Origin of the sequence: Pseudomonas sp. MIACH (genome assembly GCF_001269925.1) — a bacterium.
In the GTDB taxonomy this organism is placed as follows: Bacteria; Pseudomonadota; Gammaproteobacteria; order Pseudomonadales; family Pseudomonadaceae; genus Aquipseudomonas.
The window spans coordinates 1-2,233 of sequence record NZ_LHVO01000004.1; the positions used below are offsets into that span (position 1 = coordinate 1).

At 60.8% G+C, this 2,233-nt stretch carries 2 protein-coding genes; both read left to right on the forward strand.

Features of this window, described 5'->3' with window-relative positions; translation table 11 throughout:
- The first annotated feature begins 55 nt into the window (after positions 1–55).
- Positions 56–577 carry a GNAT family N-acetyltransferase gene (locus AD670_RS02850; protein ID WP_053128167.1) on the forward strand — a complete coding sequence of 174 codons (522 nt, stop codon included), beginning with the start codon at positions 56–58 and terminating at the stop codon, positions 575–577.
- A gap of 154 nt (positions 578–731) precedes the next feature.
- On the forward strand, positions 732–2,135 hold the full coding sequence (locus AD670_RS02855) for an MFS transporter (protein WP_053128168.1): 1,404 nt from the start codon (positions 732–734) through the stop codon (positions 2,133–2,135).
- Positions 2,136–2,233 lie beyond the last annotated feature (98 nt).

Here is a 2,233-nt window from a genome sequence, read left to right on the forward strand (position 1 = left end):
GCGGCCCAACGCGGGGCAAGCCCGCTCGCCACACGTTTAAAGAGGACTTATCCCGATGCCCGCCACTGCCGCCCGTCTTGTCTACCGTCAACCACAACCCGTTGATGTGCAGCGATTGTTCGCGATCTTCGGTGACCCGCAGACCAACCTCTTCAATCCCTCGGGCCCCATGCCCAGTCTGTCCGCTGCCCAACGCCTGCTCGACCAGTGGATCGCACAGTGGGTCACCCACGGCTATGGCTGGTGGGCGATTGCCCATGAGCAAGCCCCGGACTCCATCATCGGCTTCGGCGGTATTGCGCCGCTCAACTACCTCACGCAACCGCGCATCAACCTGGGTTACCGCTTTGCCGTGGAGGCCTGGGGGCAGGGCTACGCCACTGAATTGGCACGCGATGCCCTGGCGCTGGCGTTTGACACCCTCGGTTTACCGGAAGTCTTCGGCCTGGTGCGGCCCGATCACGCGGCGTCGATCCGTGTGCTGGAGAAGGTCGGCATGCAGCCGTTCGGTGTGCTCGACGATGTGCCTGGTAAAGCCCCGAGCCTTGTCATGCGTGTTTGTCGTCCTACAACCTAGCCGCACCTGACAGTTTTCACAGCCATGTGATAGCCCACAAAAGCCGCAATCTTTCAGATTGACAGCGGGTAGGTAGCCCGATATAAAAGCCACAGTTGTACGACGACATATGACGTTACATATGTCCTACCTAACAAAAATAAAAAGTGATGCCATGAACTTGATCGAGCCCATCCACGCCCAGCGTGTTGGCCAGGCGGTAGGCAACTATCGCTGGACCATCTGCGCGATGTTGTTTTTCGCGACCACCGTCAACTACCTCGACCGTCAGGTGCTCAGCCTGCTCGCGCCGCAGTTGTCGACGCAATTTGGCTGGAGCAACACCGATTACGCCAATATCGCGGCGGTGTTCCAGTTTGTGTATGCGATCTCCATGCTGTTCGCCGGTCGGTTCGTCGACAAGATCGGCACCAAGGCGGCCTATGTGATCGCGATTGCGATCTGGTCCACCGGCGCCATCATGCATGCGTTCTCGGTACCGATGGGCGAGGGCATCGCAGCAATCAGCGGTGCGATCGGCCTGGCGGTGATCCCGGTGTCCATCGCCGGCTTCATGTTGTCCCGTGCGGTGCTGGCGATTGGCGAGGCGGGTAACTTCCCGATTGCAATCAAGGCCACCGCCGAATATTTCCCCAAGAAAGAACGCTCGCTGGCCACCGGGATCTTCAACTCCGGCGCCAACGTCGGTGCGATCCTGGCGCCGATCTGTGTGCCGCTGATCGCCGGGATGTGGGGCTGGGAAGCGGCCTTTATGGTCATCGGCATGCTGGGCTTCGTGTGGGTGGCGGTGTGGGCGGCGGTGTATGAAAAGCCGGAGCAGCAAAAACGCTTGTCGGCCGAAGAGCTGGCCTATATCCGCAGCGACCAGAGCGTGCAGCCGTTGACTGCGGCCCCTGCGGGTGCGGCGGCGAAGAAAGTCTCGTGGTTCAAATTGCTCACCTACCGCCAGACCTGGGCGTTTGCCTTCGGCAAGTTCATGACCGACGGCGTGTGGTGGTTCTTCCTGTTCTGGCTGCCCACCTACCTGTCGGCGCAATACGGCATGAAAGGCGCCGATATCGTCATGCCGCTGGCCGTGCTGTACAGCATGACCATGGTCGGCAGCATCGGCGGCGGCTGGTTCCCCAGCTACTTCATGGCCCGTGGCGACGCACCTTACGACGGCCGCATGAAAGCCATGCTGGTGATCGCGCTGTTCCCGTTGGTGGTGTTGCTGGCGCAGCCGTTGGGCTACATCAGCTTCTGGGTGCCGGTATTGCTGATCGGCGTGGGGGCTTCGGCGCACCAGGCGTGGTCGTGCAACATCTTCACCACCGTGTCCGACATGTTCCCGCAGAAAACCGTGGCCTCGGTGGTCGGCATTGGCGGCATGGCCGGCGGTATCGGCGGTGTGGTGATGACCAAGATCGGCGGCTGGGTGTTCGACTACTACAAGTCCATCAATGACATCCACACCGGCTACATGATCATGTTCGCGATCTGTGCGCTGGCGTACCTGGTGGCCTGGAGCGTGATGAAGACGCTGGTACCGCGCCATAAGGAAATCACTGACCTGTAACCCAGACCCACTACCTCTGTGGCGAGCGGGCTTGTCCCGCGTTGGGCTGCGCAGCAGCCCCAATCAGGATAACTGTGTTCTGTCAGGTAAACCGCAGC